At 58.1% G+C, this 25,810-nt stretch carries 20 protein-coding genes; 13 read left to right on the top strand and 7 right to left on the bottom strand.

What is annotated here, in order from left to right:
- Nucleotides 1-206: 206 nt before the first annotated feature.
- Together AC1ENN_RS10515 and AC1ENN_RS10510 are read left to right on the top strand one after the other, a co-directional pair.
- The gene (locus AC1ENN_RS10515; protein ID WP_480406034.1) at nucleotides 207-872 is read left to right on the top strand and encodes a glycosyltransferase family 2 protein; all 666 of its coding nucleotides are present in this window, start codon (nucleotides 207-209) and stop codon (nucleotides 870-872) included.
- 4 nt (nucleotides 873-876) lie between these two features.
- Nucleotides 877-1,257, top strand: a complete 381-nt coding sequence (locus tag AC1ENN_RS10510; protein WP_480406033.1) for a DUF2304 family protein — start codon at nucleotides 877-879, stop codon at nucleotides 1,255-1,257.
- A 66-nt stretch (nucleotides 1,258-1,323) separates the two neighbouring features.
- Here the strand turns inward: AC1ENN_RS10510 and AC1ENN_RS10505 are convergent, their stop codons facing one another.
- From AC1ENN_RS10505 to AC1ENN_RS10490, 4 genes are all read right to left on the bottom strand, one after another.
- Nucleotides 1,324-2,493, bottom strand: a complete 1,170-nt coding sequence (locus AC1ENN_RS10505; protein WP_480406032.1) for a glycosyltransferase — start codon at nucleotides 2,491-2,493, stop codon at nucleotides 1,324-1,326.
- Nucleotides 2,494-2,571: 78 nt separating this feature from the next.
- Nucleotides 2,572-3,552 (bottom strand): Gfo/Idh/MocA family protein, encoded by a 981-nt coding sequence (locus tag AC1ENN_RS10500; protein WP_480391132.1) that lies wholly within the window; start codon nucleotides 3,550-3,552, stop codon nucleotides 2,572-2,574.
- Nucleotides 3,553-4,629, bottom strand: coding sequence for a DegT/DnrJ/EryC1/StrS family aminotransferase (locus tag AC1ENN_RS10495; protein ID WP_480391131.1), 1,077 nt, complete (start codon nucleotides 4,627-4,629; stop codon nucleotides 3,553-3,555). It abuts the gene before it with no gap.
- On the bottom strand, nucleotides 4,626-5,237 hold the full coding sequence (locus tag AC1ENN_RS10490) for an acyltransferase (protein ID WP_480391130.1): 612 nt from the start codon (nucleotides 5,235-5,237) through the stop codon (nucleotides 4,626-4,628). Before AC1ENN_RS10490 ends, AC1ENN_RS10495 begins: the two co-directional genes overlap by 4 nt.
- A gap of 164 nt (nucleotides 5,238-5,401) precedes the next feature.
- Between AC1ENN_RS10490 and AC1ENN_RS10485 the strand changes: the two genes are divergently transcribed.
- From AC1ENN_RS10485 to AC1ENN_RS10475, 3 genes are all read left to right on the top strand, one after another.
- The gene (locus AC1ENN_RS10485) at nucleotides 5,402-6,577 is read left to right on the top strand and encodes a glycosyltransferase (protein ID WP_480391129.1); all 1,176 of its coding nucleotides are present in this window, start codon (nucleotides 5,402-5,404) and stop codon (nucleotides 6,575-6,577) included.
- A gap of 61 nt (nucleotides 6,578-6,638) precedes the next feature.
- Nucleotides 6,639-7,613 carry a UDP-glucose 4-epimerase GalE gene (gene galE, locus AC1ENN_RS10480; RefSeq protein WP_480406031.1) on the top strand — a complete coding sequence of 325 codons (975 nt, stop codon included), beginning with the start codon at nucleotides 6,639-6,641 and terminating at the stop codon, nucleotides 7,611-7,613.
- A 243-nt stretch (nucleotides 7,614-7,856) separates the two neighbouring features.
- Entirely contained in the window at nucleotides 7,857-9,875 is a 2,019-nt protein-coding gene (locus AC1ENN_RS10475; protein ID WP_480406030.1) for an acyltransferase family protein, read from the top strand.
- A 62-nt stretch (nucleotides 9,876-9,937) separates the two neighbouring features.
- Here AC1ENN_RS10475 and AC1ENN_RS10470 read toward each other — a convergent pair whose 3' ends face one another.
- From AC1ENN_RS10470 to AC1ENN_RS10460, 3 genes are read right to left on the bottom strand one after another with little or no spacing between them, the layout of a single operon-like run.
- Nucleotides 9,938-11,239: an O-antigen ligase family protein gene (locus AC1ENN_RS10470; RefSeq protein WP_480391126.1), complete on the bottom strand. Its 1,302-nt coding sequence runs from the start codon at nucleotides 11,237-11,239 to the stop codon at nucleotides 9,938-9,940.
- On the bottom strand, nucleotides 11,236-12,564 hold the full coding sequence (locus AC1ENN_RS10465) for an O-antigen ligase family protein (protein ID WP_449647215.1): 1,329 nt from the start codon (nucleotides 12,562-12,564) through the stop codon (nucleotides 11,236-11,238). The genes AC1ENN_RS10470 and AC1ENN_RS10465 overlap by 4 nt, the downstream gene beginning before the upstream one ends.
- A 9-nt stretch (nucleotides 12,565-12,573) precedes the next feature.
- Nucleotides 12,574-13,758 carry an acyl-CoA dehydrogenase family protein gene (locus AC1ENN_RS10460; RefSeq protein WP_480406029.1) on the bottom strand — a complete coding sequence of 395 codons (1,185 nt, stop codon included), beginning with the start codon at nucleotides 13,756-13,758 and terminating at the stop codon, nucleotides 12,574-12,576.
- Between the two features lie 108 nt (nucleotides 13,759-13,866).
- On the opposite strand from AC1ENN_RS10460, the gene manA reads away from it, so the two are divergent.
- From manA to AC1ENN_RS10420, 8 genes are all read left to right on the top strand, one after another.
- The gene (gene manA, locus AC1ENN_RS10455; protein WP_480406028.1) at nucleotides 13,867-15,045 is read left to right on the top strand and encodes a mannose-6-phosphate isomerase, class I; all 1,179 of its coding nucleotides are present in this window, start codon (nucleotides 13,867-13,869) and stop codon (nucleotides 15,043-15,045) included.
- A gap of 83 nt (nucleotides 15,046-15,128) precedes the next feature.
- On the top strand, nucleotides 15,129-17,516 hold the full coding sequence (locus AC1ENN_RS10450) for an FG-GAP repeat domain-containing protein (RefSeq protein WP_480406027.1): 2,388 nt from the start codon (nucleotides 15,129-15,131) through the stop codon (nucleotides 17,514-17,516).
- A 21-nt stretch (nucleotides 17,517-17,537) separates the two neighbouring features.
- A complete protein-coding gene (locus tag AC1ENN_RS10445) occupies nucleotides 17,538-18,791 on the top strand; it encodes a polysaccharide biosynthesis protein (RefSeq protein WP_480391124.1) in 1,254 nt (417 codons plus the stop codon).
- Nucleotides 18,792-18,915: 124 nt separating this feature from the next.
- Nucleotides 18,916-19,905, top strand: a complete 990-nt coding sequence (locus AC1ENN_RS10440) for a GDP-mannose 4,6-dehydratase (protein ID WP_480391123.1) — start codon at nucleotides 18,916-18,918, stop codon at nucleotides 19,903-19,905.
- A complete protein-coding gene (locus AC1ENN_RS10435; protein ID WP_449647210.1) occupies nucleotides 19,902-20,849 on the top strand; it encodes a GDP-mannose 4,6-dehydratase in 948 nt (315 codons plus the stop codon). The genes AC1ENN_RS10440 and AC1ENN_RS10435 overlap by 4 nt, the downstream gene beginning before the upstream one ends.
- Before the next feature lie 140 nt (nucleotides 20,850-20,989).
- On the top strand, nucleotides 20,990-21,316 hold the full coding sequence (locus AC1ENN_RS10430; RefSeq protein WP_449648192.1) for a WhiB family transcriptional regulator: 327 nt from the start codon (nucleotides 20,990-20,992) through the stop codon (nucleotides 21,314-21,316).
- 92 nt (nucleotides 21,317-21,408) lie between these two features.
- A complete protein-coding gene (locus tag AC1ENN_RS10425) occupies nucleotides 21,409-24,222 on the top strand; it encodes a glycosyltransferase (RefSeq protein WP_449647209.1) in 2,814 nt (937 codons plus the stop codon).
- Nucleotides 24,219-25,799 carry a DUF5719 family protein gene (locus AC1ENN_RS10420; protein ID WP_449647208.1) on the top strand — a complete coding sequence of 527 codons (1,581 nt, stop codon included), beginning with the start codon at nucleotides 24,219-24,221 and terminating at the stop codon, nucleotides 25,797-25,799. Before AC1ENN_RS10425 ends, AC1ENN_RS10420 begins: the two co-directional genes overlap by 4 nt.
- Nucleotides 25,800-25,810: the final 11 nt, after the last annotated feature.

Below are 25,810 nucleotides of genomic sequence, written 5' to 3'. Positions count from 1 at the left end.
TTTATGCTGATCACCTAATTCTATGGGGCCAAGCTGGCGGCATAGTTAGGACTCGTTGGGACCGCAGGTTCGGTACTATCCGGTGTTGTTATATTCTGGGCTGCTCACTCGGTCGTTCTTGCACTCCGAGTGGTTCTTTCGGGAACGGCTCTCATTGTCCCGATCACGGTTAAGTTTGTGATTTCTGTTGTGGGAGACTGGACGACATGGGTCGAACTTGGGTTGTTGTGCCGATGTACAACGAGGGCAGCATGATCGGCTCCGTGATCGAAGATCTTAAGAAGTCGTTCTCTCACATCGTGTGCGTGGACGACGGCTCGTCAGACGAATCAGCCGTCGTCGCTCGAGCAGCCGGTGCGCGAGTGGTCATGCACCCGATCAATTTGGGGCAGGGCGCAAGCTTACAGACGGGCTTCGAGTTCGCGCTTTCCGACCCGGAGATGACTGAGGTCCTCACGTTCGATGCCGACGGCCAACATCAAGTGACCGATGCGATCGCTATGGTGGCGAAGTTGCGTGCAGAGGACCTGGATGTGGTGATCGGATCCCGTTTCCTCGACGACCGAACGTCTATGGGGCGAGCGAAGCGCTTGGTGCTCCGTACAGCGGCGGCGTACACGAGAGCCACGACAGGAATGGCCCTCACAGACGCCCACAATGGCCTGAGGGTGATAGGTCGAGATCTTCTTTCCCGAATTCGCCTCGAGCAGAATCGCATGGCGCATGCTTCAGAGCTGATTGATCAGATCAGTTCGTGTCGAGCTCGGTGGGCTGAGTTTCCCACCCACATCGTTTATACCGAGTACTCGAAGAAGAAGGGTCAGTCCCTCCTCAATTCTGTCAACATCCTCGTAGAAATAATGTTTAGGTGACTCAATGACGATCGTGTTTCAAATCCTTGCAGTCCTGGTAATCCTCGTCGTTGGGTATTTCATGCTCCGCGGCGGCGGGGCCCGTCATCAGGCAATGCAACGCATCATGCTCTTGGTCTTCATGGCGGCAGCGACTTCGTCCGTCTTTTTTCCACAGATTTGGACTTATGTTGCGAGGCTTGTCGGTGTCGGCCGCGGAACAGACTTACTGCTTTACATCACCGTGCTGGCATTTCTTGGATTCATCGCGACCACCTACCGCCGTTTTCGACGTAGCGAGAACGACGTCACCGAGCTGGCTCGCAAGGTTGCACTACTCTCGGAGACCCCACCAACTGCCGCCAGCTCATCCGCGCGGGCTGATGAGGATCAGCGAAGCGAGTAGCTGAACAGTTCTGCTTGTTCGCATGGCCAAACACGAGGGCGACCATTGGCAGTCGCGATACTGCGGCTACTGGGGCAATTGCTCGAGAAAAACCCGACCCTCGGACTGTGAACTTAGTTCAAGTGCCGCTTTATGCGAATGCGACTTCATCGCGACGACGTCGTCCGCTGTAAGTGCGTTCAGGGTAGTGACCATGGTCTCGACGGTCCAGTCCTGAATGACGATCCCGTTTCCGAACTGATCCACTACTTCCACCATCATCGGGCTCCGGCCGATAATAAGACCGAGCCGACCTTGAACTGCTTCGAAAAGCTTGTTAGGCAATGCGAACTCTAGATTTGCGGTCAGAGGTTTATAGAACATGACTTCTAAGTCATATTTGTTGATTTCGGATGCAATTTCGGGCATCGTTACCGGTGGAACGAAATTTATACGTTCCCCATGCGGCTCGGCGAGGCTGCGAAGCTTCCGCTGAAATGGTTCATTCCCCGTCAACATGAAGGTCAAACGAAAGCGGTCATCGAGGTCGTTCATGGCTTCGACCATCTCTGCTAACCCACGGCTGGCGCTTGCCAAGCCGTGGTAGAGCAGGCGAATTCGACCAGCCTCGAGATCGCTGGGCTGTTGATCTTCGTATGGCGGACAGTTGCGAACGAGTGCGGGAGTCTCGACGGCGAAGTCTTTCGCGTACAAATCTGCAATCCGAGAAGCGACGGTGCTCCGAGAAGCGATACTCGTATCTCCGATGAGCCCTCGCTGCCACACGTAGAAACGACGAGTGAGATATCTCCAAGCGGACTTAAGCGGGCGAGTGGCACCGTGGTACTCGTGAAGATCAAGATGGATGTGAGTCTTGGCGGTCGCAGTTGGCGAAAAAACTGCTGGATCTTTGATGATGGGGAGGAAGTCAAAATCGTCAAAAATCACTAGATCGTATGCGCCGTCACGTATCCGATCGCGCGCGGCTTTCGGGATGCGGTCGCTCGTCAGAATTCTAAAGAGGTATCTCAAAGGGAAGAGGCCATAGGCAAAAGCAGATCCCCACTTTGTGCCTACCCACTCACGTTGTGGAAGCAGATCAAAGTGCTTGTTGACTTCTTCAGAGGGCCGCCCGCCCCATCCGATGGTGTCTACGGACCATCCGTCCTCAGCTAGCCAAGTGATTTGGTGGCGAACTCGAGGATCATTGCGCGCTTCTGAAAAGACAATTACCAGCGCTGACTTTGAATCTTTCATGGGCTCCTGGGACTAGATCAATGGATGACACTCGCCCTCGACAACTTTTCTGTTGACGCTAAAGGGCTGCAGCGCACACTACTGGATGCGGTAGTTCTGTCCGTCGAGAGCCATGTCTTCGGCGATCTTCACAACGTTTGTACCCTCTGCGAGAGTAACGATTCCTTCGACATTGCCGGTTATGACGGCGTCGCGGAAGGCTTCGTGTTCCGCCCGAAGCGGTTCCTTCTTGTCGAGCGCGAAACGGGTGACGTCTCCTTCGCTGACACCGCGGAAACGAGAAATGTCATCCCACGTGTTTTGAATCACACCGTTTTGGTAATGAGTCAGATCTGCAGTGAGAGTGTCGGCAACGAGCGCGCCCTTCTCACCGGTGATGATCGTTGTGCGTTCCTTAAACGGCGTTAACCAGTTCACCGTGTGACTCGTGATCGTGCCATCGCTGAGGGTGCCGACAGCGACGAGCATGTCCTCGTGTTCGCGTCCACTGCGGAATGCCGTGCGGGCGTTGACAGTAACGAACTCTTGCTGAGTTACCCAAGCGGTGAGGTCGATATCGTGGCTCGCGAGATCCTTGATCACGCCAACATCCGCGATGCGACCAGGGAACGGGCCTTGACGGCGCGTAGCGACCTGATAGATCTCGCCGATCAGTCCGTCTTCGATTCGCTGCCTGGCTGACTGCAGTGCGGGGTTGTAACGCTCGATGTGGCCTACGCCGCCAATGAGTCCCGCATTAGCAAAGAGATCGCGCAGAGCAATTGCATCTGCTGTTGTCGACGCCACAGGCTTTTCGATCAGCGCGTGGATGCCTCGCTCGGCAAGCGTGCGGCCGATATCGAGGTGATAAATGGTTGGCGCTGCAACAACGCAGTAGTCGAAACCCATGTCGAGGAATTTCTCGAGATCACGGACAACCGGCTTTCCTTCTATCTGATCGGCCACTGCCGGTGATGGGTCATAGACCCCCTGAAACTCAACGCCTTCTAGTTCGTTCAGAACCCGGCTGTGGTGGCGGCCCATTACTCCGAGGCCGAGAACGCCTGCGCGTAATGTCATTTAGCTGCCTGCCTTTGCGACGTCGTTTACTGCCTCGACGATGGTGTCACGTTCCTGCTGAGTGAGCGAGGGGTAGACGGGCAACGAGAGCGCTTGAGTAGCGACCTCTTCAGTAACAGGAAGGTCGAGTTCGAGCTTGAACGAGGGCAGACGGTGGATCGGTGTTGGGTAGTACACGCCCGTGCCAATTCCGCGAGCGGCGAGTGCCTCCGCGAATGCATCGCGGTCGTGATCGACCACGCGGATCGTGTACTGGTGGTACACGTGAACTGAGCCATCGGCAGTTGGGGGTGTGACAACACCGCAGAGGTTCTCGTTGAAGAACTGAGCGTTGTCTTGACGCTGCTCGGTCCAGCCGGCAAGTTTTCCGAGCTGGACTCGCCCAATTGCGGCGTGAATATCCGTCATGCGGGTGTTGAAGCCGACGACCTCATTCTCGTAACGACGTTCCATGCCCTGGTTGCGCAGAACGCGCGCCATACGAGCCAGCTCGTCGGACGAGGTTGTGATCATCCCGCCCTCGCCCGAAGTCATGTTTTTGGTGGGGTAGAACGAGAAAGAACCAGCGATTCCCCAGTTGCCGACCGGGATTCCATTGACCGATGCGGCGTGTGCTTGAGCGGCATCCTCAAAGACGAGCAGATCGTGCTTCTTCGCGATAGCCGTGAGCTCGACCATGAGGGCCGGATGTCCGTAAAGGTGAACAGGCATGATTGCCCGGGTCTGTGGCGTGATCGCGGCTTCAACTGCGGCGGGATCAATGGAAAAGTAGTCCTTCTCGATGTCGACGAAGACGGGGGTCGCGCCGGCAAGTGCAACGGCGTTCGCGGTCGCCGCGAAACTGAACGAGGGAACGATAACTTCGTCGCCTCGACCAATTCCGGCAGCGACGAACGCCATATGAAGCGCGGAAGTCCCCGAGTTGACGGCGACGGAGTGTGCGCCGCCGACGATTGCCGAGAACTCAGTCTCGAACGCGGCAACCTCTGGGCCCTGCGCAAGCATTCCTGACCGCATTACGCGGTCAACGGCATCGCGTTCTTCTTGGCCGATTTCTGGCCTGGCTGCGGGAATCACTTACTCTGCACCTCAATCAATTGGTCTGTAGCTATTTCGCGATATTTCGCGTCGGTTATCGGGCAAGTCCATTCCCCAGGAGCTGTCTCTTTTAGCGGATGCCCGGCAGTGCCGACCCAGCCGACTCGTTTAGCGGGGCTGCCAACGACGAGCGCGAATTCGGGCACGTCCTTGACGACGACGGAACCGGCGCCTACTAGCGCCCAACGCCCGATTACCAACGGTGCGATGCACGTTGCGTTAGCGCCGATGGATGCTCCCTCGCGGATGTCGACCCCGACAGGGTGCCAATCATCCGCCGACTTGGGGGTGCCATCCGCGTTGATAGCGCGCGGAAAGTGGTCGTTGGTCAGAACGACTGCTGGGCCGATGAACACGCCAGCGGCGAGCTTGGCCGGCTCATAGACGAGAGCGTAGTTCTGGATTTTGCAGTTCGGGCCAACTTCGACCCCGGTGCCGACGTATGCGCCTCGACCTACGATGCAATTCTCACCGAGTTGGGCGTGCTCGCGGACTTGTGCGTAGTGCCAAACTTTTGATCCCTCTGAGATGAGCGCGCTGTCGGCGACATCTGCGGTGTCGTGTACAAAGCCGCGGGGCACAGTCATAGATCTCCGGAGTATCTGAATTGGGGAAACTTGATGCACGAATCCTATCGCGTCGTCCTGAGTCTCCTAGGAATCCCACTGAAAGAGAGGCGCGAGTGAAAACTGAGTCAAATCCAGAAGGAACTCTACGGATGCTAGCTGAGGTTCTGGCATGATGGCGAGTAATGAAACGTCAGCTGCTTCGTACTCTCGTCGCTCTTCGCGATGTTCTTCCCGAACGGATCTCGGGCCGGCTGCGTGCCAAACGTTTTCGGTACACACCGAGAGACGTGCCTCCTGTTCCGCGCACTGTAGGCGGAGAGGTGCGCCTCTACATTGCCCAAGCAAATTTTGCGGGCCAAGGCTACAGATGGGCGAGAGCCGCCGAATCGCTTCCGGGCGTCGTCGCTGCGAACCTGATGTTGTTGCGAGCACCCGCACGCTTTAGCTCCGATTTCACTGTCCCGCTCACTGTCTCGAGGGCATCGAGTCGCTGGCAGAAGAAGCACTTTGCCAGCATCGTTAGCGGAACGACTCACGTGCTCATTGAGGCATCGCGGCCAATCTTTGGATCCCTATTTGAGGGTGACCTTCGTCGCGAAGTGGCAGCTCTTCAGGAGCGTGGCATTCGAGTCGGAATGATCAGCCATGGGAGTGAAGTGCGCCTTCCCAGTCGTCACGCGGCCGCGCATCCTTTCTCTCCTTTTCATGTGATGGAGCCCAATCAGGTGTCGTCAATGGAACAGGTCGCGCGCAGCAACCAGACGCTCCTTAGTGAATTAGGGGTTCCCACGTTTGTCTCTACGCCGGCGTTAATGATTGAGCAGCCTGAGGCCACGTGGTTGCCTGTTGCTATCGACACCAGTGAATGGTCGAGTGCACACGTTCCGTTGGTGCGAGAGGTGCCGGTTGTTGTTCATGCTCCGAGTCGAGAAGTCATCAAACGCTCGGACTTGATCGATGCTGCTCTGTCCAAATTAGATGGCGAGGGTCTGATCTCATATCGCAGAATCGCTGGCTTGCCCAACTCTGAGATTCCTGCGATTTTTGCCGATGCAGATGTTCTCGTTGATGCAGTCGGCACGGGAAACTATGGGGTAGCTGCCTGCGAGGGAATGGCGTCGGGTTGCGTGGTAGTTTCCTATGTTGACCCGCAGGTTGCTCGGTTCGTGCGGAGCGAAACTGGGCGAGACTTGCCCATCGTTCATACAGAGCCGGACCAACTTGAGGACACGATCCGTCGAGTTCTGAATGACCGAAAGCGCTATCAAGACCTAGCTGCTGATGGTCTGAGCTTCGTTGCTGAGTTTCACGATGGTGCTCGCTCTGCTGCTGCACTTCGTCCTTTCCTAGCCACCTAGTCTGCGGATCGGGCAGGGGGTTGTCGTAGGGCAGACCTGACGATTCTCTTAGACTGTCAAGATGCGAGTACTCGTCACCGGCGGAACCGGGTATATCGGCGCCCATACATCCCGATTGCTTGAGGCACGTGGCGACGTTGTCGTTATCGTCGATGACCTTGTCACCGGCACGAAGGATCGCGTTCCGACCATTCCTGTCGTCGAATTAGACCTCGCTACGGATTGTGCTGGCGAGCTCGCAGAAATCATGCGCAGTCAGAAAATCGATGCGGTGATTCATTTCGCTGGTCAAAAGCAGGTACTGCAGTCGCTGCGCAAGCCTGCGTGGTACTACGCCCAAAATGTCGCAAGCGTGGCTCAGGTACTTCTCGCTATGGAATCGGCAGGGGTAAATCGCCTCGTTTTCTCCTCCTCCGCCGCAGTGTATGGAGACGCCTCGGGTGCAATCGATGAGAAGTCACCGACTGATCCCATCAACCCCTACGGCGCGACAAAGCTCGTCGGCGAACAGCTGATCAGCGCCACAGCACGGGCATGGCCCCTCCGTGCCGCAAGCCTCCGCTACTTCAACGTCGGGGGTGCTGGCAGCCCAGAACTTGGCGACACTCAAGCGCTCAATCTCATCCCGATCTGCTTCGAACAAATTGCCGCTGGCAAACCGCCGCTAATCTTTGGCGACGACTATGACACTCTCGATGGCACGTGCGTTCGAGACTATGTGCACGTCAGTGACGTTGCAGAAGCGCATCTAGCGGTGCTCGACGCTCTGCCAGTGCAGCCGGGCAACACCGTTCTCAATATCGGCACCGGCGTCGGCACAACAGTGCGACAGATGGTGGACGCAATCCTGCAGGTTTCCCACAGCGATCTTGTGGCGACGGTTCTCGATCGTCGTCCAGGAGATCCGGCAGCAGTCGTTGGTGTCGTGGACAGCATCCGTGAGCTGACAGGGTGGAGCGCTCGCTACTCTGTCGAGGACATTGTCAATTCCGCATGGCAGTCGCGGCAATACTTTGAGTCGCGTTCGCGAACGTAGGGTCAGATCCGCACAGACATTCTGATCCCAAGTCTTTGCCCCTTCTCAGCGAAGGGTTCTGTAAAATCCCTCAGGGCGGCATTGGCAGTTCGAACAACATTCTCGCGCGGCGCCTAGCGCGCAATCGTCTGTTGCCCGCATGGGCCAACACGGGCGGGTTGAGCGCATATGCAAAAACACCTGTGGCTCGCAGAAACCCGCACGCGAGCGCCGAATGACTGCGCTAAACGAAAGTTGCATGAAATGAAATCAGCTACCGCGACCGGGGGGTCATTCGTGCGCGCTGGTTTTCGCCCTGACATTCATGGTTTGCGGGCCATTGCCGTGCTATTGGTGCTGCTGTATCACGCAGGACTTCCGGTGCCGGGTGGATTCGTCGGTGTCGACGTCTTTTTCGTCATTTCTGGATTTTTAATAACGAACCATTTGATTTACGAACTAGCCAGTACGGCGCGGATCAGGTTTGCTCGCTTTTACGCCCGGCGAGCGCGACGAATTCTTCCCGCGGCTTTGACCGTAGCTGGACTTACTGTGCTCGGAGCTCTCGCGGTGTTGCCGACCGAGCTTGTGAAGTCATCAGTTCAGGATGCGATCGCGACGGTTTTCTATGTTCCCAATTTTGTTTTCGCGATTAGAGGAACCGATTATCTCGCTGAAACAGCTCCATCTCCTTTTCAGCACTATTGGTCTCTTGGGGTCGAAGAACAGTTCTACCTACTTTGGCCACTGGCCTTATTCCTGATCTGGAAAGTCACCAAATCTCTCCGCGTGCGCATAGCGTTGGTGACGCTCCTCGTTATCGTCTCGCTTGCCCTGAGCGTGACTCTTGTTGACCTGAGCGGACCGTGGGCCTTCTTCTCGCTGCCCTCTCGTGCCTGGGAGCTCGGCACTGGCGCCCTGATCGCGCTCGCTTACGGTCAACTCACGTTGCTCCGCCCGGCTTTCGCGGCAGTCCTTTCTTGGCTGGGGTTGGCGCTGATCATAGTTTCTGCGGTTACCTATGGAGAGGGAACGCCTTTTCCCGGTGTTGCGGCGCTTGGACCCGTGCTCGGTGCGGCTTGTCTGATTGCTTTTGGGGAGCGAGCTGGCGCTCTCGGTCCTCTGAGCCTTCTACGGCTGAGAATTTTCCAATTCTTGGGCACGATTTCGTACTCGCTGTATCTCGTTCATTGGCCGCTTCTAGTGTTTACGCAAAACATTGACTGGATTAAGCCGGAACAACTCGATGCATCCTTGCTGATCGTTGGTCTGCTCTCGGTGCCAGCGGGCTGGGTGATGTATCGATTCGTGGAGAAGCCCTTCATCCGCAGCAAGGTACAAACGAGTGTTTCTTCACGACGCACCCTCGCCTATACGCTCGGGGCGTCGGTCTCAGTGGCAGCGCTTGCGTTGTCGTCACTTTTTCTTGTCAGCCTCCGGCCGACCGATTCCGGGGTCGAAGCTAGCCCAGTATCAGAAGCGACATTGGGCCCGAACTTCACGTCTTACGTTCCATCGAATCTCGAGCCATCACTCGCTACGGCCAGCGAGAGCGTGCCCGTTATCTATTCTGACGGCTGCCACCTCTCTGCATCCGACACCGTGCCTCAGCGCTGTGAGTTTGGAGACGTGGCAGGCAGCAGCGCCACGGTCGCACTCTTCGGAGACTCCCACGCTGCACAATGGTTTCCTGCCTTAGAGCAAGCCGCCGTCGTAAACGAATTCTCGCTGCGGAGCTTCACCAAGTCGTCATGCCCCTCTGTTCTTGTCGATTTGCTGCTCCGCAACGTTCGCTACTCGGCTTGCGACGAATGGCGCGATGCAGCAGTCGGTCAAATAAATGAGATGAAGCCAGACTTGCTCGTCATTTCCAACCTCAGTAGGTACACGGCGCTCAACGGAAAACCGGTCACCCCCACAATGTGGGCTGAAGGGTATAGCGAATTGCGCGCACAGATAGACCCGACCATTGCGATAGCGGTTATTGCAGACACGCCCCGCTTTGAGGCGACTCCCGCACTCTGCCTAGACAAGAACCTGAAGTCTGCTGATGAGTGCTCAATCGCCGAAGCGGATGCCATCGACGAGACGTTTGCGGTCGCTGATCGCGATGCTACCGCGATGATTGGTGCCACCTATGTCGACCTGACCGACTACTTCTGTTACCGAGCAGAATGCGGAACCATTGTTGGCTCGACGCTTGTCTATCGGGACTCGCACCACATCACCGTGGAGTACTCGCGACTTCTATCCGGAGCGCTCTGGCGAGCACTAAACGGGTAGTCGTTCGCCGGAGAGGCTCGCTGGTCACCGAGAAGCAGCCTCGCTAATCTAGGGTGCCTTGGTTAGACCATCGATGTGGGCTTTGCGTCGAGCGCATTTCTCCAGCTCAGCTCTCGCGCGGCCTTGACACAGCACACGACAAAGGTCAGCCATCCAAACTCGATCAGTAACGAGCTTTCGGCGCTCGCACTGAGGATGAGCGTCAAGAGAACCAAAGCGGGCCACGCGTAAACGACACTGCGGCGACGTGACGCCAGCAGCCACGAGCGCATAAAGGCGAGCCCCAGGAGTCCAATAAAAATTAGGAAGCCAACCAAGCCCAGTTGGAACCAGACGTCGAGGTAAGCGTTGTGTGCCGAGCCAGGGACGCGACTCCCGAAGTTTCCGAACGCTGTAAACGGTGCAAGATCAGCATTCCACGCGCCGATCCAGCCCCACCCTTCGAGGCGATGTACCTCACCGAGGTCCCAGAGTTGACGCCACACCCGCAAGCGATAGGTGAGATCGCCGCTCGCATCAAATGAGGCAACGATGGCGACTCGTGATAGCCAACTGATGATCGCACCAGCGGCAACGAATCCGATCAAAACGAACTGCCAATACCGGCGTCGCCCGGAAGGAACCCGGCGCAGTGCATAGAGAGCGGCGCTAGCGGCCAAGACGACCAATGCAGTACCAAAGGCAAGGGGAGATTGGGAGAGAGCAAGCACAACACCGGCGAGCACAAGTGAGCCGATAGCGTAGCCGCGCTGGAGGGACTTGGTGCGCAGCTCGGTTGCGAACGTGATTAGGGCAATGACAGCGATGACGCCCAGTTGGTTTCGTGAGCCAAAGATGCCCTGGATTGGCTCCGCAATGCCGAGGTTGCCAGCGATTGCCAGGGCCTTGAATGAGGTATCAAAGACAAGTCCCGTCAAGATCTCTAAAGCAATCGATACGACCAAAACGAACCGCATCACATCCCCAAAAGTGCGAACAATCTGGATGGTGTCGCGCACCAGAGCGATATAGATCCCCAGCACTGTGAATACAAGCAGGTAGCTCAGCGCTGCTAGGGATGCCCACTGGTATTGGCTCCAGAAGATCGTGAGCCAGGACCACAGCGTGAATACCATCAACGAAATCGGAACGAGTGCGCGCCAACCGATGTTGCCCCACTGCGCTGCTAGCGATGCGCCGACGAACAAGACAAGAACGACCAGAATGGCGAGCAGCCCTGGCCCGCCAATTGTGTTGCGAAGAGCAAACGCGCACAGTGCTGTACCAACTGTCGCCGTTGAGAGAACCGAAGACACTCGAGCGGAACCGAGCACTGTTGCGCCCGTGTCGATGATCGCTCGGTAGCGGGGCGGAGGCTGAATCATGTGATGCTGACCGTCCAGTCGGGCCGTTTCGTCTTGACCGCAATGATCACGAGCATCGCGAGAGCGTATTCGCCGATCAGCCGGCTCTCGGGGATGCTTTGCACGACCAGAGCGACCATTATCAAAATGGGCAAGAAAGTGAGCGCAGAATATGGATCTGTTACTCCGGGCATCGTGCGTGGGCGATCCACGGCAAGAAGCCAAGCTCGCAGCAAGGCTGAAGCCACGAGCGCGCCGAAGACCACGACACCCACAATTCCTAGTTGAAGCCAGACATCAAGCCACGTGTCATGAGCTTGAACCTGAACAACACCGTTGCGAATAACAAGCCCCTTGAATGGCTCGGTCCAGGGCATCCAAAAGCTGATCCAGCCCCAACCAAACACTGGACGTTGCTCGGCAAGCCCGATGACCGTTTGCCAGATCTCGGAGCGGCCGGTGAGGTCGCTGCTCTTGCCGAGCAACTCGAAAATGGTGCCCCGCAGTGCGAAGCCAACCGCGGCGCCGACGCCAGCAACAGCCACAAACCCCACAGCGCTCCAGCGGCGTCCACGCTCACTGCCACGGCTACGGATGACGAATAACCCCACTGCAGTGATGGCGACAGCGGCTAGCGCCACCGTCACCGTCGCGGAACGCGTAAAGAAGAGAGTGACTGCGGCCAGCACGATCCACGAAATTGACCACCGCCTGCTCACGCTCCCGGTGGCCCATTGGATCGCAAAAGCAATCAGGCCAAGAAGAGCCAAAAATCCGAGATGGTTGGCATTGCCAACGATGCCCTGAATGCGCCCCTGATCGAAAGTCTCGAAGAGCTCGTTGCGCGACCAGTAGAGCATTTTCGGAATAGTGTCGTAGCCGGGCACCGCGACTTCTGGTTGAGCAGTCCACGGCAGGATCGGACCGCGAACTATTGTCGCAATGATCAGTTCGAAAACGAGTGATGCGGCGATCAAGATGCGCAGTACTCGAGCGAGCCCGTCGAGCAACTGTTGCCACGTGAAGCTAATCGCCAGCGCTAGTGCGCCCAGAACCGTGAGCCAAGTCGTCAGCAGACCGAGGGCGCTCGCGGCCGGATACTGCGACCAGGCCAGTGACACTGTCGCCAACGCCATGAACACAACAAAGGGGTAGGGCAGCCCGCCAATACTCCAGCGGTGCCGAGCCTGAACCAGAATCACTGCGGATGCCGTGGCAATCGCAATTGCCACGGCACCGAAAACCACCCAGCCGACAGAGAATCGCCAAGCATCTCCGCCGAACAGAATCAAGAGCGAGAGAACGAGGTACCAGGGCCGCGCCCGTGGGTGCTCAATCAGTCGCATTACGCAAGATTAGACGAATGCTGCCTTACCTGTGATCGCACGGCCCACGATGAGCGTATTCATTTCACGAGTTCCTTCATACGAATAGATCGCTTCGGCATCCGCGAAGTGACGCATTACGCCGTAATCGAGAACGATGCCATTGCCGCCGAGCACTTCACGGCACCAAGCGACGGTCTCGCGCATCCGGCTGGCCGTGTATTCCTTAGCCAACGCGGCGTGCTCATCTTTTTGGGTGCCCTCATCGAGCATCTCAGAAACTCGGGTAACCATGCCGATGGATGCCGTGATGTTGCCGAGGCTCTTGGCGAGGTGTTCTTGAACAAGCTGGTGGCTACTGATGGGCTTGCCGAATTGGATGCGCTCCCCGGTGTACTTGACGGCGGCTTCGTAAGCGCCGATCGAGTTTCCGACGGCGGCCCAGGCGACTTCGGCCCGAGTGAGTCGAAGCACGGCGGCAGTGTCGCGGAATGATGTGGACTTCTGCAGACGGTTAGCTTCGGGAACAACAACGTTCTCGAGCACAATGTCAGCATTCTGCACGATGCGCAGAGCTTGCTTGTTCTCGATCCGCGTCGCTGAATAGCCGGGGGTGCTCGTGGGAACGATGAATCCCTTGACCTGGTTGTCGGCTTCGTCGCGAGCCCAAATGATGGTGACGTCGCTGATGGAGCCGTTGCCGATCCAGCGCTTCGCACCGTTGATGATCCAGTTGTCACCGTCACGCTTGGCGACGGTCTGGAGTCCTTGGGCAGTGTCGGAACCCGAGAGTGGTTCGGTGAGTCCGAAGGCGCCGAGCAACTCCCCGGAAGCGAACTTGGGCAGCCACTCGTCGCGCTGCTCTTGTGAACCAGCGACCCCGATGGAGCCCATGACAAGGCCGTTCTGCATGCCAACGAGCGTCGCAGCGCTGGCATCGACGCGGGCCAGTTCGAGGGCGACCCAGCCGCGGAACACGGCAGAGTTCGGGAACTGCTGGGTTTCAGCCCAGGGGAGTCCGAAGAGCCCGAGGGCCGCGAGTCCCTTGACGACTACGTCGCGGTCGAAGAACTCGGCCTTTGCCCACAGATCGTTCGCAATCGGGCGCACCTCTTTATCGAGAAATGCGCGCAGCTTCAGGATGGTGTCTTTTTCCTGATCGGTCAGCGCATTCTCATAACCGTAGAAGTCGCTGCTGAGGGTCTCAAATGACATAGTCGTCGCTCCATTGCTTATCGAAATCACTGTGATCCTAAAGCGTGAGTACACGTCGCTTCTAGACGGTTGGTACTTTGGGCTAATGCTGAGAGAAGAGTGGACTGAATGTTTGTAGGCATCACTAACACGCCCCGTGATTACGCGTGGGGTTCAGCTGGCGAAATATCCGCGCTATTGGGCACGGAACCGACAGGAAAGCCTGAGGCTGAACTCTGGTTTGGTGCGCATCCGGGGAGCCCGAGCGTCATCGTCGATCCAACTCAGACAGATGGAGCGACAGATCTCAATGAGTGGATCCAGCAGGACGCTGCCCGCATCCTTGGTTACGGTCACAGTCGGCTCCCGTTCCTTCTGAAAGTGCTTGCCGCTGGAGCGCCGCTCTCCCTGCAGGCACACCCCACCCCTGAGCAAGCCGTCGAGGGGTTCGCCAGGGAGAACGCTGAGGGCATTCCCCTCACAGCGGGGCACCGCAACTACAAAGATGCTTCCGCTAAGCCAGAACTCATCGTCGCAGTAAGCGATACCTTCGAGGCGCTGTGCGGCTTTCGATCAATGGCCGACACCCGAGCATCCATTGAACGACTAGCTGAGTTGGATGCCGCAACCGCCAACCCCAGGCCGGCTCTGTTTACCGAGTGGTTGGCTTTCGCTCGCGACGACACCGATATGCGCGCGATGTTCGAGTGGCTGATCTCGGCGGGGGACCCTGTGCCGGAGCTCGTGAAACTGGTGAGCGCGCTCGCCGATGATGCCGGGGAAGAATTTGCGCTTGTCCGCACCCTCGCTGGGCATTACCCCGGGGATGCAGGGGTACTTATCGCGTTGATGCTCAACCATGTCACTCTGGCGAAGGGCGAGGCCCTGTTTTTGGCGGCTGGCAACATCCACGCCTATCTAGGGGGCTTGGGAATCGAATTGATGGCATCCTCCGACAACGTATTGCGCGGCGGTCTCACTCCGAAGCACGTCGATGTGCGCGAGTTGCTGAGCGTGCTTGATTTCTCGGCGAGCCCGGTGCCCTATTTGCCCGCACGAGCGTTGGGGTCGACCGCTCAGGTCTTCCAGCCACCGGTGCGTGATTTCCAATTGCTCGTACTCACGGGTGATCAGACTGTGGAATTGGTTGGCGCTGCAATCGCTGTTTGTGTGGATGGGGACTTCACCCTTGACGGTGAAGAGAACGCCACGGTGCTCAAGCGCGGAGAGGCTACGTTCATCACTGAGCATGAGCGGAGGGTGCGTTTTCGTGGCGAAGGAACCCTCTATGTGGCGACAATCCAGTAGTTTTCGCGCCCAAAACGGGGGTGGAGATTGCCAATCCTGATGCGGAGGAGCGTCAGGGAACGTAGTGTTTAGAGATACGTCTAGTGTTTCTTAGCACTGGGCAGTTCAGTAGGGGGACAATCGCGATGGGCAACAGCCGCACCAGATTGAAAATGCTTGCCGCAGCTCTTGCAGGTTTTGCGCTAGCTGGCACACTCATTGTCGCGCCATCTCCCGCTCCGGCGAGTGCCGTTACGGGTTCTGAATTCAGCGCCGGAAACATTATCAGCGACGCCCTGTTTTATGACGGTCAAGCGATGACCAAAAACGAGATTCAGGCTTTCCTGAATTCCAAAATTGGCACGTGCATCAACGGTCGCTGTTTGAATGTCCTTACTGCTCCGGTAAGCAGCCGCGCGAAGGATGTATCGCAGACGACGGGAAACCTCATCTGTGAAGCGTTCACCGGGGGAACCCTCAGTGCTGCTGACATCATTTATCGCGCACAGGTAGCTTGTGGAATTAGCGCGAAAGTAATTCTCGTTACTTTACAAAAGGAACAGGGCTTGGTCTCCAGCCGGGCGCCGGGTGAAGCGGCCCTTGACCGGGCAATGGGCATGGCATGCCCCGATACTGCACCGTGCGCCGAATATGCTCTCGGGTTCGGCAACCAAGTTTATTTAGGGGCACGACAGCTGAAGGCCTACAAGGCCGCGGCATTTGCGAAGCAGCCCGGAGTGCACCAGATTCAGTACCACCCGAATACCTCGTGTGGCAGCAGCTCAGTAAATATTGTCAACTATGCAACAGCGGCGTTGTACAACTACACCCCATATCGCCCCAACGCCGCAGCGCTGGCCAACTTGGGTGGAGTCGGTGACTCCTGCTCGTCCTACGGGAACCGAAATTTCTGGTGGTACTACTCCAACTGGTTCGGTAGTTCTGTAGAGCCGACGATCGTCTCGACCGACACCGGTTCGCACTTGCTCGCGCGCACCGCATCGGGATCGCTGTCAATTTTCCAACCGAACTCCAAGGGTCAGATAGCGAAAGCTGAAGGCATCGGTTCTGGTTGGTCGTCCATGAGCTCAGTGATCACTGCGGGCGATGTCGATGGCGATGGACACAGAGATGTACTCGCGATTGATGGCTCGGGAACGATGTGGCTTTACCCGACTGACGGTGTCGTCGGTTGGAAGGCCCGGACAGAGGTCCCTGGAAATTGGGGTGACTATGTTCGAGTATTCAGCGCCGACCGCTTTGACGGAAATGAATGGTCGGATCTCATGGCGATCGACAGCGCCGGAGGCTTGTGGCTCTTCGGCGGAACCGGGCGAGGCTCGTTCGCCGCGCCTAAGCAGATCGGTCGCGGGTGGAGCTCGCTAGACCAAGTTTTCGTTGCTGGTGACTTTGATGGGGACAAGAAGAGCGACGTCATCGCGAGGGACAGCCGGGGCGACCTTCGGATTTACACGGGCAACGGTTCCGGAAGCTTCAAGAGCACCTACAAGATCGGCTACAACTGGTCGAAGCTCACATCAATTTTCGCAGCTGGAGACTACAATCACGACTCGAAGGCAGACGTTTTCGCTCGTACTTCCTCCGGTTCCATCCTGGTTTATCTTGGCAACGGCCGCGGTGGCTGGCTCGGTAGCAAGACTGTTCCCGGGGACTGGTCCGATTTCGATCTGATTACTGGTCCGGGTGCCTCGGCAGGCGACGCCTACATGGCCCCTCCGGGGTTTGGCGATTTCAACATTGACACCAACGCGGACCTCGTCGCGCAAACTAGCGGCGGTCGCGTTCTGCTTTATCCCACAAATGGCGCGGGCGGCTGGCGTGGAATGGTGAATACGGGCCAGGACTTTCCCGATTCCACCGCGCTCGTTGCTATCGGTGATCTTTCGAGAACTGGCTCGCCCGATCTGCTTGCACGTGACGAGTCCGGTGCGTTGTCGCGCTACTCCATCGGCGCAGACGGCACTTTCGGCGACGCAACCAACTTGGGCGACGGCTGGGACGCATACGAGACGTTGATCGCCGCAGGCGATCCGAGCGGCGATGGAATACCCGACCTACTTGCGGTCACTTCCGGCGGCGTCATGATGAGATTCCTCGGTCAACCTGATGGAACCTTTGACGCTGGCACTCAAATCGGTCGCGGGTGGGGAACGATGACGGCTATCTTCAACATCGGCGACTTTGATAGTGACGGGTATACCGATCTTGTCGCGCGTGCATCGAATGGCGACCTCCTGCTGTACGGGGGAACGAGCACCATGGTCTGGAAATCGCCGGTAAAGATCGGCAATGGCTGGGGCAAGGCAACCGCGATAACCGCATCAGGCGACTTTGATGGCGATGACAATCCCGATATCGTCGCCCGCTTCTCTGACGGTTTACTGCGCGTGTACGCGGGCAATGGCCGCGGAGGCTGGAAGACCTCGTTCATTGTCGGACGCGGCTGGAATGGCATCGACTGGATCGGCTAGTCAACGCAGTAACCTCGACGTATGTTCGTCAAACGCATCCTCGGCTTTGCGGGGCTGCCGTTCCTATCGTTGATTACCCCTTTTTTGTTCTTGCCGATTCTGGCGAGGGTCGCTGGGGCTGATGCGTGGCTTGCGATAGCCGTTGGGCAGTCCAGCGGTGGCTTCTTCGCGCTCATTGTTGCGCTCGGATTCAACACGGTAGGGCCTCCGCTGATTGCGCTTGCTGAGCCGAGCATCCGGCCCCGAATATTAGCGACGAGTGTGCAGGCGCGATTGCTTGTGTGGTTGCCCAGTGCCGTACTCGCGGGCGCTATCGCTGCCGCTGTATCCCCAAGCGACTATCGGGTGGATGCCGCGGTGATGGCGGTCGCGATGAGCTTGACCGGATTATCGAGTGCCTGGTTCATGATCGGGCTCGGGCGCGCAAGTTTGATCGCGATCTATGAGATATCGCCTCGCATCGTTGCCACGATCATCGCTGCCGTGATCGTGTTGAATGCTGGCGATGTGCTCTGGTATCCGGTTCTCCTTGTTCTTGCGTCTGTCGTCAGTGTTGGCCTTTTTGCTCTGCGCACGGCAGGGATAGCTGAACTGCGCCGTCGAGATGGCGCCGCTATTCGCGAAGTGTTTTGTGCCAATCGCTCGGCCGTAACCACCGAGGTTGCCGGGGGAGCGTACAACTCTCTTGCCGTCACCTTCGTCGGAGCTACCGCGGCAAGCGCCCAGGCTGCTGCGTATGTTTCGGGCGACAAGTTGTATCGCATAGGACAGTATTCCGTTTCGGCGTTAGGCAATGCGCTTCAAGGGTGGGTTGTTGAAGAGGGTGATGCAGAGTTTGGTCGCCGCATCCGCCGTTCATTGATCGTGCATGCTGGCCTTGGGCTTTCTGGCCTCACCGCCTTTGCTCTTCTTGGTCCTTGGCTCTCTGAGGTGCTCTTCGGTGCGGAAGTCGCAATCAATGAGGCCACTGCCCTCGGTCTTGGGGTAGCAACCCTGGGTATCGCACTCGGCACGTCGCTTGGTCGCATCACACTTGTCGGAATGGGCGCACGACGACAATTCATGCTGAGCGTGCTGCTCGCTGCAGCAGTCGGCGTTCCCGCCATTCTCGTGCTTAGCGCAACCTATGGAGCCGCCGGCGGCGCTTGGGGGTTAGCTATCGGCGAAACGGTATCGGTGTGTACTCAAGCGCTCTTCGTCTGGCGATTAAGGGTCAAGGCGGGCTCCTTTGTCGTGGCAACGACGAGGACGAAAGACAGCCAGACTGAGTCCTAGGCTTCAATGCCGCGGACGCAATCGGGCTCTGCACAGATGCTCAAGTTCCAGTAGCGTTGCATCCGCCGAGATATCGGCTCAGAACCCGGGAACAGCCGGCCGCTAGCAAGCAAGAGAGACAACTATGAAGCGCGCATTCATCACAGGTATCACCGGCCAAGATGGGCTCTATCTTGCAGAGTTGCTTCTCTCGAAAGGGTACAAAGTTTTCGGCCTAATGCGGGGGCAGAACAACCCGAAGCGCGAATTGCTTGAGCAGCTCATCCCGGATGTCGAAATTTTGACCGGTGACCTCACCGACTTGTCGAGCCTCATGCGTGCGATGAGCGTCGCCAAGCCCGATGAGTTCTACAATTTGGGCGCGATCTCCTTCGTCGCCTACTCGTGGGAGAACGCACACCTCACCAGTGAAGTTACGGGCATGGGAGTGCTCAATGCTCTCGAGGCAGTGCGGCTTCACATGGCGGCCACTGGTCAAGATGTGCGGTTCTACCAGGCATCGAGCTCCGAAATGTTTGGCAAGGTTCAAACCGTGCCGCAAAACGAAGACACGCTCCTGTGGCCGCGCTCGCCCTACGGCGTTGCCAAGGTCTACGGCCACTACATGACCATCAACTACCGCGAGTCGTACGGGATGCACGCCTCGTCTGGTGTGCTCTTCAACCACGAGTCGCCGCGCCGTGGCCCAGAATTTGTCACTCGCAAAGTCAGCCGCGCCGTTGCCCGCATTTCGTTGGGTCTGCAAGACAAGATCACCCTCGGCAACCTTGACGCCCAGCGCGACTGGGGGTTCGCGGGAGATTATGTCGAAGCAATGTGGTTGATGCTTCAGCAGGATGAGCCAGACGACTATGTCATTTCGACTGGCGAAACTCAGAGCATCCGTGCGCTTCTCGACCACGCCTTTGCCGCTGTAGGAATCGATGACTGGACAAACTATGTCGAGCTGGATGCGCGATTCATGCGCCCCGCCGAGGTCGATCTGCTCGTTGGCGACTCAGCAAAAGCCAAAGCCAAATTGGGTTGGGAGCCTACGGTCAAGTTTCCGGAGCTCATCGCGATGATGGTTGACGCTGACGTAGCGGAGCAGAAAGCGCTTGCCGGACTCAAATGACACTGGCACTGATCACGGGAGTCACTGGCCAGGATGGTTCGTACCTTGCCGAGCTCCTGCTTGCGCAAGGCTACGAGGTGCACGGCGTCACACGTGATGCCGATGAGGTCGTCACCAGCGGAGTTGTTGCTCACGAACTGGATCTCGGCACTGACAGCGCCATTGCTCAACTCATTGCGGACATCGAACCGCACGAGATTTACAACCTTGCTGCCCTGAGTTCGGTATATCAGTCGTGGCAGAATCCGGCGCTTACTGCGCGATTGAATGGTTCGGTGGTCGCCGAAATGTTGGCGGCGGTGAAGCTAATTCACGATCGCGGCAATACCGACATCCGTTTCGTTCAGGCGTCGAGTGCTGAGATCTTCGGTGCGCCAACAGAATCGCCTCAAAACGAACAGACGGCAATACGCCCCACAAGTCCCTATGGGGCGGCTAAGGCGTACTCACACGGCCTTGTGGGCGCCTATCGCACCGCTGGCGTGGCTGCTTCCTCAGTGATCCTGTACAACCATGAATCTCCGCGTCGCCCTGAGGCGTTTGTCACCCGCAAGATAACGGCTGCCGCGGCCCGAATTTCGGCGGGACTGCAAGAGACGTTAGAACTCGGAAACATGGATGCACAACGGGATTGGGGTTGGGCTCCCGACTATGCGGATGCGCTAATGAGAGCAGCGCAACATCCTGAACCGGATGACTTTGTGATCGCGACCGGTGTTTCTCATTCCGTTCGTGACTTCGTGATTGCTGCGTTCGATCGTGCTGGTGTCGATAATTGGCAAGACCGAGTTAGTGTTTCTGGCACACTGCTGCGTTCGGGGGATGCCGCCCTCCAACTGGGGGATGCGAGCAAGGCTCGGAAGATTCTAGGTTGGTCTCCAACGGTGAAGTTTGAGGAAATCGTGGCGACTATGGTCGATCACGATCTCGCTTTGCTGAGTTAACTGAACTCACGGCGCGCCATAACCCTTAAGTTCTGGTCGAGGCAATTATGATCTGCGACTTGACTCTCGGGAACTACACCGGTGTAATTATGTAACGCGATTTGATGCGAAGCATTGAAAGCGGAGGGGAGAGAGACCAGATGGGCAACAGCGGATACCGCTCGGGAGTTCCTGACGACTGGTTCGTTGACCCCGTTCGACTCGGGGTCCCTGGTGTGCGGCAACCGCTCACCGACGAAGACGGCAATGCACTTTCGTGGCAGACAGACTCGCTCTGTGCTCAAACTGATCCTGAAGCGTTCTTCCCGGAAAAGGGTGGGTCCACGCGGGACGCGAAGAAGATCTGTTCTTCCTGCGAAGTACGCACTCAGTGCTTGGAATATGCTCTCGAAAATGACGAGCGTTTCGGTATTTGGGGCGGGCTTTCCGAGCGCGAACGTCGCAAACTGCGCAAACGCGCCAGTTAATTACGCAGCTTTCGTTGAGGGCAACTCTCAGACTCGCTCGAGCGCAGCGAGTCGAGTCGGATTGAGTGCCCTCGACGCATAGTCTCAAACAAATGCAGCCGAGAGTCACAGCAGTCATCGTCGCCAGAAACGGCGCCAAATATCTGCCACGAACGCTAGCCGCGATTGCGGCGCAAACTCGGCGACCCGATTCGGTCATTGCGGTTGATGCAGACTCCAGCGACGAGTCGTTGTCGATCATGGTTGAGTCTGCACCAGCGCAGATCGCAGACGCTCACGGTAGGCGCACCTTTGGCGGAGCAATCGCCCAAGCGCTGCAATCTGCTGCACCTCAATCAGCAGAAAACGAGTGGCTCTGGTTGCTGAGCCATGACAGTGCTCCAGAACCCAATGCTCTCCGCGCCCTCCTTGGCGCTGTTGAAATTGCCCCATCGGTAGCCGTGGCCGGGCCAAAACTCGTTCGCTGGGACGATCCTGCGGTCATCTCAAACTTCGGCGAATCGCTTACTCCGCTCGGACGTTCGCTCGGCCTCGTCAGTGATGAGCTCGACCAAGCTCAGCACGATGTGCAAACAGATACTTTGGGCGTAGCAGCCGCCGGAATGCTTGTCCGGCGGCAAGTCTGGACAGCGCTTGGCGGCTTCGATCCCCAACTGCCATCGGTGGATGCCGCGCTCGATTTTTGTGTTCGCGCTCGACTGGCCGGTCATCGGGTAATCGCCGTCGCTGATGCCCGCGTCGCCAGCGCCGGAGGCCCCGAGCTTTTCGGAAAACGGTCAGTTTCGGCCGCTGCCCACAATCGGGTTCAGCGCTTCGCCCAACTGCACCGCCGTTTGGTTTATGCCCCAGGATTCGCGGTGCCATTGCACTGGCTCACCCTCCTGCCGTTGGCAATCATGCGCTCGCTCGGGCACCTTGTCGGAAAACGGCCCACTGCGGTTGCCGGTGAATTGGCTGCCGCATTTGCGGCAATCTTTGATGGTGGTGGTGTTGTCGCCGCCAGACGCAACCTCAAGCGCAATAAGCGTCTCAGTTTTGGCGCGGTCGATCCGCTCCGAATCACGTGGGCCGAGCTTCGCGAGCTGCGCGCTCACGAACGCAGCGGCGATGCGCCAGATGCCGCTTTCGAAGTCGCTCGCCCCAAATTCTTCGGTAATGGAGGCGCCTGGGTTGTTTTGCTCGCTGCTGTCGCGGGCGTCATTAGCTTTTCCCGCTTTGTCGACGTTCCGGCTCTGACCGGGGGAGGGCTGCTTCCGCTCTCATCAAGCCCGGCAGAACTCTGGTCCCATGTCGGTTACGGCTGGAACGATTTGGCGCAGCAGGTTGTTGCGGCTGATCCCTTTGCCGTTGTTCTCGCCGTGATGGGGTCACTGACTTTTTGGAATCCATCCTTCAGCATCGTTGTGCTGTATCTAGTGGCGCTCCCGCTTGCTGCCCTTGCTGCGTGGCTCTGTGCTGCATCCATTTCGGAACGAACGTGGGCACCGACCCTTGCGGCCGTGGCCTGGACGCTGGCGCCCAGTTTCTTGATCTCTCTCGGCGAGGGGCAACTGGGGGCCGTCCTCGTGCACTTGCTGCTTCCGTGGCTTGTGCTCACCGTGCTTCGAGCCGCGCACAATTGGGCGATGTCGGCGATCGCCGCGCTTCTGTTCGCTGTGATCGCTGCGTCGGCACCTAGCCTCATCCCTGCACTACTGATCGCCCTCGTGGCGTGGATCATTGCCCGGCCCAAGGCATCGCACCGCCTGTTGTGGATTGTGATTCCTGCCGCCGCGCTGTTTGCTCCGCTCGTCGTCCAGCAGGTTGCGCGGGGCACACTGTTGGCGATTTTTGCGGATCCTGGCGTACCCGTGGCTCGCGTGGCATCCACCGGCTGGCAGCTGGCGCTTGGCAGCGTCGTTCCCGGCGCTAACGGCTGGAGCCCGTTACTCGAGATGCTTGGGCTTAATGGCCAGTATGGTCCGGTGCTCGTTGCGGCACTGTTGTCACCGTTCGCGGTGCTCGCGATAATGAGTTTGTTTGTTCCGGGAAGTCGTCGAGCGATTCCGGCCCTCTCATTGGCGCTCTTAGGTTTTGTGACTGCCGTCGCCGTCTCTCACGTTTCCGTGAGTTCGACGGGTGAATCGTCGGTTGTGGTGTGGGCGGGTGCGGCCCTCAGCCTTTACTGGTTGGGATTGTGTGGTGCCGTCGTGGTTGCCGTTGAAAGCCTCGAACGCCATGCGGCGCTCCCGGCGTTGGTTGCCTTGGTCGGGGTCTTCGTGCTTGCAGCAGCACCGTTGTGGGTTTTGGCATCCGGAGCCGCGACTGTCTCGGTAAGCAACGGCCGCCTCCTCCCCGCATTCGTTGCGGCAGAGTCGACTCAGCACGATGGGCTGGGAACACTCCAGATCACAGTCACCTCCGATTCAACGATCGCGGTAGATGTCCATCGTGGTCGCGGTTCCGGTCTTGATGAGCAGTCGACGGTCGCAGCGACGAGCACCGCGCTTTCCGCTGAAGCGAAGCAGACCGCGACTCTGGCGGGCAATATCGCCTCACGCAGCGGCTTTGATGTGGCGGGCGAGCTCACGGATCTTCAGATTGCGTTCATTGTGCTCACTCCTGAGTCCAGTCAGGATGATGCGCCAACTCGTCAACGCATTATTGAAGCCCTCGACGGCAACAGTCTTCTCAACCCCATCGGTAGTACCGACCAGGGCTATCTCTGGCACTATCCGGACGTAAGCGACGTGACGAGCGCCATCGGGCCGAGCAACGTCGGCACTCAACTTGGGCAAGCGATTCTTGCCGGCCAGGCAGTGATTTTCACGCTCACTTTGCTGTTGGCAATCCCGACAACGCGTCGTCGACGGCTGCGTGCGGCGAAGGCAGAGAGCGCTGTGACCGTGATTGAGGCGAGCGAATGACCGGCACAGATCCCACCCACGACGAGGCAGCAGCCCTGCCTGAGCAGCCCACGGGCAGCGAGTTTGACGATGATTCGGAGCTGACGGGAGCTGCCGAACCGGAGTCGAGCACGCGGCGACCGGTATCGGCAAAAGCTGCAGCTCTTGTCGGAGCGCGCGTAATTGTGGGCATTGTCGGTATCGCTACGGCAGCTGCTGTCGTGCTTGGGGCGACCTTCATCGACCTTCCAACAGTGAGTACCTCTCCGCCGAGTGCTCGAGTAGTTCCCGTTCCTACTGCACAGCAGCTCACGTGTCCTGGCCCGCTTTTGCGGTTGTCTGACGAGTCTGGCGCCGCGGCATCGTCAGTGTTCACTCTTGGTCAGGCTGTCACGCGATTCTCATCGAGTTCTGGCGCAGTGGACCAAGCACGCATCACCGCTTCGGATGCGGAAACAGGCGAAGCAATTGCTGCACCGCTAGTTCTCAGTGCTGCCCCTGATGCGCAGGATCCGCAAAGTTTGGTGCGGCTGAGTGGCGCGCAGTCTCAGTACGTGAACGTCGGTGACTATGTCGGTTTTGCTGCCGCAGGGTGCCGCGCGGTCGGTGGAGATAGCTGGCTTGTCGGTGGAGCGACAACGACAGGTCGCACCACTCTGATTGCGCTCACAAACCCGACCGAAGTTGCTGCAACGGTTACCTTGGAAATTTTCGACGAGCGTGGGCTTGTTTCTGCGGCGGGAACTGCCGGAATTGTGGTTCCTCCCAACGGGCAGCGCGTGCTTTCTTTGGCGGGTTTTGCTCCCGGTGTTTTGTCCCCGGTAGTTCATGTCACAAGCACGGGCGGCCAAATAACGGCGGAACTTCAACAGTCGATCGTTCGCGGGCTTGATCCGGGCGGCGTAGACATTCTGGGCCCGACGCAGCCGCCGTCGCGATCCGTAGTCGTGCCGGGAATTGTCATCACAGATCTTGAGGCAGTTCAGGCGTTGCTTGGCACAGTCGCGCAGGGTGACGATGTCATCGCCGCCGTTCGAGTTTTCGTTCCCGGTGAAGAACCTGCAACTATTTCCGCGACGTTGACGCCGGCAGATGACGCCCGAGACCCCATTAATTTCAGCCTCGATCTGAGCGCGGGCGTTGTCACGGATATTCCGCTTGAAGAGCTCGAAACGGGGTCCTATTCGTTGCAGATTGAGTCTGACGTTCCGGTTGTGGCCTCTGCGCGAACCACTTCTGCTGTGTTGTCTGGCGGGGCCGTCACGGCAACAGATTTTGCTTGGTTCTCAGCGAGCCCGGCCCTCGATGATGACACTCAGTTCACGGTTGCTGCAGGGGTGGATGCGCTGCTCAACATTGTGAATCCTGGCGACGATGTGGTGAACCTGACGCTCACCTCCGCTGACGGTGTTGCTAAGGAACTCGCGATTGAGGCCGGACTAACGTTGCGCGTTCCCGTGTCCAACGGAACGACGTACACGCTTGAACACAGCTCTCCGGTTCATGTCAGCGTTACGCAAGCGGAGGACGGGTTCATCGCGGCGTATGCGATTGACCCGCAAACTCCGGGATCCTCCCCACTGACCGTATTCCCGTAGGGGCTTCTCAG

The organism is Rhodoglobus sp. G.S.23 (genome assembly GCF_056675935.1).
This window is presented reverse-complemented; position numbering and strand designations above follow the sequence as displayed.